The following is a 4796-nucleotide window of genomic DNA, read 5'->3' as shown; positions in this document are numbered from 1 at the left end:
CGCGGGGGCGGCCCCGCCGCACGCAGCGGTGGCGGCGCGTCGCGCGGCGGCAGCGGCGCTTCACGCGGTGGCACTCCCCCCCGTTCCACGTCCCGGCCGACCCCCGCCTCCCGCAACTCCGCACGCAACGGCGCCCGGAACACGCCCCGCTCCGGCTCCGGTGCGCGCCGCCCCGGTCCCAGAACCACCGGCACCGGTCTGCGTCCCGCCAACCCGCGCCTGCTCCGGCAGCGGCTGTTCGTGTTCGTCGTCGTGACGCTGATCGTCGCGCTGGGCATCGCCCTGGTGCAGGGCTGCCAGGGTCCGGCGCGCGGACTCCCCGAGGACGGCAAGGGCGTACCGACGCAGCGGGAGCAGGTGGACAGCGGTTCCTGGCCGCTGGACCAGGACCGTGTGATGTCGGAGCGGTACGTCTCCACGCTGGAGCGGGACGACTGAGCCCCCGCCCCCGCGGCCATACCCCTGCGGCCCCTACGCCTCGGGGCGCCCCGTCGCCACCGCGTAGAAGGCGACCGCGGCCGCCGCGCCCACGTTGAGGGAGTCGACACCGTGGGACATCGGGATGCGGACCCACTCGTCGGCGGCGACGAGGGCCTGGGTGGACAGGCCGTCGCCCTCGGCGCCCAGCATCAACGCCACCCGGTCCATCCGATGGGGCGCCGCCTCGTCGAGCGCACGGGCCTTCTCGTCCGGAGTGAGCGCGAGCAGCGTGAAGCCCGCCTCGCGCACGGACTCCAGGCCCTTGGGCCAGGTGTCCAGTCGGGCGTACGGCACGGAGAAGACCGCGCCCATGGAGACCTTCACGCTGCGCCGGTACAGCGGGTCGGCGCAGTCCGGGGAGAGCAGCACGGCGTCCATGCCGAGGGCGGCGGCCGAGCGGAAGATGGCGCCGATGTTGGTGTGGTCGTTGACCGACTCCATGACGACCACCCGGCGGGCGGTGTGCAGGAGGTCGGCGGCCGTGGGCAGCGGCTTGCGCTGCATGGAGGCGAGGGCGCCGCGGTGCACGTGGTAGCCGGTGACCTGTTCGGCGAGTTCCGGGCTGACGGCGTAGACCGGGGCGGGGAGTTCGTCGATGACGTCGCGCATGACGTCGACCCACTTGGCCGAGAGCAGCATGGACCGCATCTCGTAGCCGGCGTCCTTGGCACGTCGGATGACCTTCTCGCCCTCGGCGATGAACAGGCCCTCGGCGGGTTCGCGCTTGCGGCGCAGCTCCACGTCGGTGAGGCCCGTGTAGTCGTGCAGACGCGGGTCGTCGGGGTTCTCGATGGTGATGAGGTCGGCCACGGGGGTGATACTGCCTTGTCCTGGGGGTGCTGCCAACGGCTGGGATCGGTCGCGTTACCCCGGGTTACTCCGAGGCCGGGAGGCCGACGTTCACCACGTCGCCGATGACGATGACGGCGGGCGGCTTGACCTCGCGCGCGACGACCGTCTCGGCGACCGTGGCGAGGGTGGCGTCGACGCGGCGCTGGGCGGCGGTGGTGCCCTCCTGGACGAGGGCGACCGGGGTGTCCGGGGACTTGCCGTGCGCGACGAGGGTCTCGGCGATCCGGCCGATCTTGTCGACGCCCATGAGGACGACGAGCGTGCCGGTCAGCTTGGCGAGCGCGGGCCAGTCGACCAGGGACCGCTCGTCGTCGGGAGCGACATGGCCGCTGACCACGGTGAACTCGTGCGCGACCCCGCGGTGGGTGACGGGGATCCCGGCCGCGCCCGGCACGGAGATGGAGCTGGAGATGCCGGGGACGACGGTGCAGGGGATGCCGGCCTCGGCGAGGGCGTGCAGCTCCTCCATGCCACGGCCGAAGACATACGGGTCCCCGCCCTTGAGGCGGACCACCGACTTGCCCTGCTTGGCGTGCTCGATCAGCGCGTTGTTGATGGCCTCCTGGGCCATGAAACGGCCGTACGGGATCTTCGCGGCGTCGATGACCTCGACGTGCGGGGGCAGTTCGGCGAGGAGGCCGCGGGGGCCGAGGCGGTCGGCGATGACGACGTCGGCCTCGGCGAGCAGGCGGCGGCCGCGGACAGTGATCAGGTCCGGGTCGCCGGGGCCGCCGCCGACCAGGGCGACGCCCGGGGTGCGGGTGCGGTGGTGCGGGGCGACGAGGGTGCCGTCGCGCAGGCCCTCGACCACGGCGTCACGGATGGCGGCGGTGTGGCGGGGGTCGCGGCCCTTGGCGTCGGTGGTGAGCACGGCGACGGTGACGCCCTCGCTGTGGCCGGTCGCCGGGGTCCAGGCGGTGGCCTGGTCGGCGTCGTCGGAGCGGACGCACCACACGCGGTGGTGCTCCGCCTCGGCCGAGGCGCGGGTGTTGGCGTCCTTGTCGCTGGTGGCGATCAGGGCGTACCAGGCGTCGGCGAGGTCGCCTTCGGCGTAGGGGCGCCGGTGCCAGGTGATCTCGCCCGCGTCGGCCATCGCCTCGACGGAGGGGGTGGCCTCCGGGGAGACGAGGTGGATGTCGGCGCCCGCCGCGATGAGGGCGGGGAGGCGGCGCTGGGCGACCTGGCCGCCGCCGAGGACGACCACGCGGCGGCCGGTGAGGCGAAGGCCTACGGGGTAGGCGGGGTGTTCGGCCATGGTGGTTCGGCTCCTGGTGCGCGGCGGTTCGGTAGCGCTGACATGCGGATTTTACGGCGTGGGCGGGAGGGGCGGCTGGGGTGTCCGGGGGCTGAGCACCGTCGCCGACTGCGCGGCTGTGGGTGGTTGTGCCCAGCCTTTCCTGGAACCCCTACTTCTCCGTGACCCCCGCCGAGTCGAACGTCGCCACCTCGTGCATCGCCCGGGCCGTGCTCTGGACCAAGGGGAGGGCGAGCAGCGCGCCGGTGCCCTCGCCGAGGCGGAGGTCGAGGTCGACCAAGGGGCGCAGGCCCAGCTTGTTCAGGGCGGCCACGTGGCCCGGTTCCGCGCTGCGGTGGCCCGCGATGCACGCGGCCAGGACCTCGGGGGCGATCGCGCGGGCCACCAGCGCGGCGGCGCCGGCGCTGACGCCGTCCAGGATCACCGGCGTACGCAGGGACGCGCCGCCGAGCAGCAGGCCGACGATCGCGGCGTGCTCGAAGCCGCCGACCGCGGCGAGGACGCCGATGGGGTCGGCCGGGTCGGGCTGGTGGAGGTCCAGGGCGCGGCGGACGACCTCGGTCTTGCGGGCCAGGGTCTCGTCGTTGATGCCGGTGCCGCGGCCGGTGACCTCCGCCGGGTCCGCTCCCGTGAAGACGGAGATCAGGGCGGCGGACGCGGTGGTGTTCGCGATGCCCATCTCACCGGTGAGCAGGGCCTTGTTGCCGGCCGCGACCAGGTCGCGGGCGGTCTCGATGCCGACCTCGATGGCCTGCTTGGCCTCCTCGCGGCTCATCGCGGGGCCGGTGGTCATGTCGGACGTGCCGGCGCGGACCTTGCGCGGCAGCAGGCCCGGGGTGGCGGGCAGGTCGGCGGAGACGCCGACGTCGACGACGCAGACCTCGGCGCCGACCTGGGTGGCGAAGGCGTTGCACACCGCTCCCCCGCCGAGGAAGTTGGCCACCATCTGGGCGGTGACCTCCTGCGGCCAGGGGGTGACGCCCTGGGCGTGCACACCGTGGTCGCCGGCGAAGATCGCGACGGCCGCGGGCTCCGGGATCGGCGGCGGGCACTGGCGTGACAGGCCCGACAGCTGGGCGGAGATGATCTCCAGCATGCCGAGCGCGCCGGCCGGCTTGGTCATGCGCTTCTGCCGCTCCCAGGCCTCGCCGAGCGCCTTGGCGTCCAGCGGGCGGATCTGGGCGACGGTCTCGGCGAGCAGGTCGTGCGGTTCCTCGCCGGGCAGGGCACGGCGGCCGTACGTCTCCTCGTGGACCACCCAGGACAGCGGGCGGCGCTTGGACCAGCCCGCCTGCATCAGCTCGGGCTCGTCCGGGAACTCGTCGACGTACCCGACGCACAGGTAGGCGACGACCTCCAGGTGTTCGGGCAGGCCGAGGGCGCGGACCATCTCGCGCTCGTCGAAGAAGCTGACCCAGCCGACGCCGAGGCCTTCGGCGCGGGCGGCGAGCCAGAGGTTCTCGACGGCGAGCGCGGAGGAGTACGGGGCCATCTGCGGCTGGGTGTGCCGGCCGAGGGTGTGACGGCCGCCGCGGGTGGGGTCGGCGGTGACGACGATGTTGACCGGGGTGTCGAGGATGGCCTCGATCTTCAGTTCCTTGAACTGCTTGGCCCGGCCCTTGGGGAGCGACTTCGCGTAGGCGTCGCGCTGGCGCATGGCCAGTTCGTGCATCGCGCGCCGGGTCTCGGCGGAGCGGATGACGACGAAGTCCCAGGGCTGCGAGTGGCCGACCGAGGGCGCGGTGTGCGCGGCCTCCAGGACGCGGAGCAGCACCTCGTGCGGGATGGGGTCGCTGCGGAAGCCGTTGCGGATGTCGCGGCGTTCGCGCATGACCTTGAGGACGGCCTCGCGCTCGGCGTCGTCGTAGGCGGGGGCCGGCGGGCCGGCGGGCTGTGCTGCGTCCGCCATGGCCGTGCTCTCTTCCTCCGGGGACTGCTCATCGTCCACGCCGGCGCCCTGGGTGTCCAGGTCGTCGGCGTTCTGTACGAGGTCGGGTGCGGGTTCCTCGGCGGCGTCGGACTCGCGGGGGGCGGGTACGGCGGGCGCGGCGTCCGCCTCCGGCTGCTCCTCGCTGGGGAGGGTGAGCGGCTGCGGCGGGGTCGGCGCGAGGTGCGGGGTCGTCGGCACGGTGCCGTCGACGGGGACGAACTGGCCGAGGGGCTGGTCCGGCTGGGGTGCGACGGGGACGGAGCCGGGGAGGAGGGGGGC

3 protein-coding genes and 1 pseudogene are annotated in these 4796 nt (G+C 74.1%); 1 reads left to right on the top strand and 3 read right to left on the bottom strand.

Annotation, left to right across the window (positions count from 1 at the left end; genetic code table 11):
• Positions 1–438 (top strand): annotated as a pseudogene (locus tag N4P33_RS32860) (hypothetical protein); the annotation flags it as partial.
• A gap of 33 nt (positions 439–471) precedes the next feature.
• Here N4P33_RS32860 and N4P33_RS32855 read toward each other — a convergent pair.
• The 3 genes from N4P33_RS32855 to cobT form a co-directional block, all read right to left on the bottom strand.
• The gene (locus N4P33_RS32855) at positions 472–1290 is read right to left on the bottom strand and encodes an RNA methyltransferase (RefSeq protein ID WP_260830590.1); all 819 of its coding nucleotides are present in this window, start codon (positions 1288–1290) and stop codon (positions 472–474) included.
• 64 nt (positions 1291–1354) lie between these two features.
• Complete coding sequence (gene cobA / locus N4P33_RS32850) at positions 1355–2587, bottom strand: uroporphyrinogen-III C-methyltransferase (RefSeq protein ID WP_260830589.1); 1233 nt, start codon at positions 2585–2587, stop codon at positions 1355–1357.
• Between the two features lie 151 nt (positions 2588–2738).
• Positions 2739–4796: nicotinate-nucleotide--dimethylbenzimidazole phosphoribosyltransferase (cobT, locus tag N4P33_RS32845; RefSeq protein WP_260830588.1), on the bottom strand; the 2058-nt coding region annotated here is incomplete at its 5' end.

This window comes from Streptomyces sp. 15-116A (assembly GCF_025290915.1).
Lineage (GTDB): Bacteria > Actinomycetota > Actinomycetes > Streptomycetales > Streptomycetaceae > Streptomyces.
Note: the sequence above shows the minus strand (reverse complement) of the source record. Positions and strands in the feature narration are given on the sequence as shown.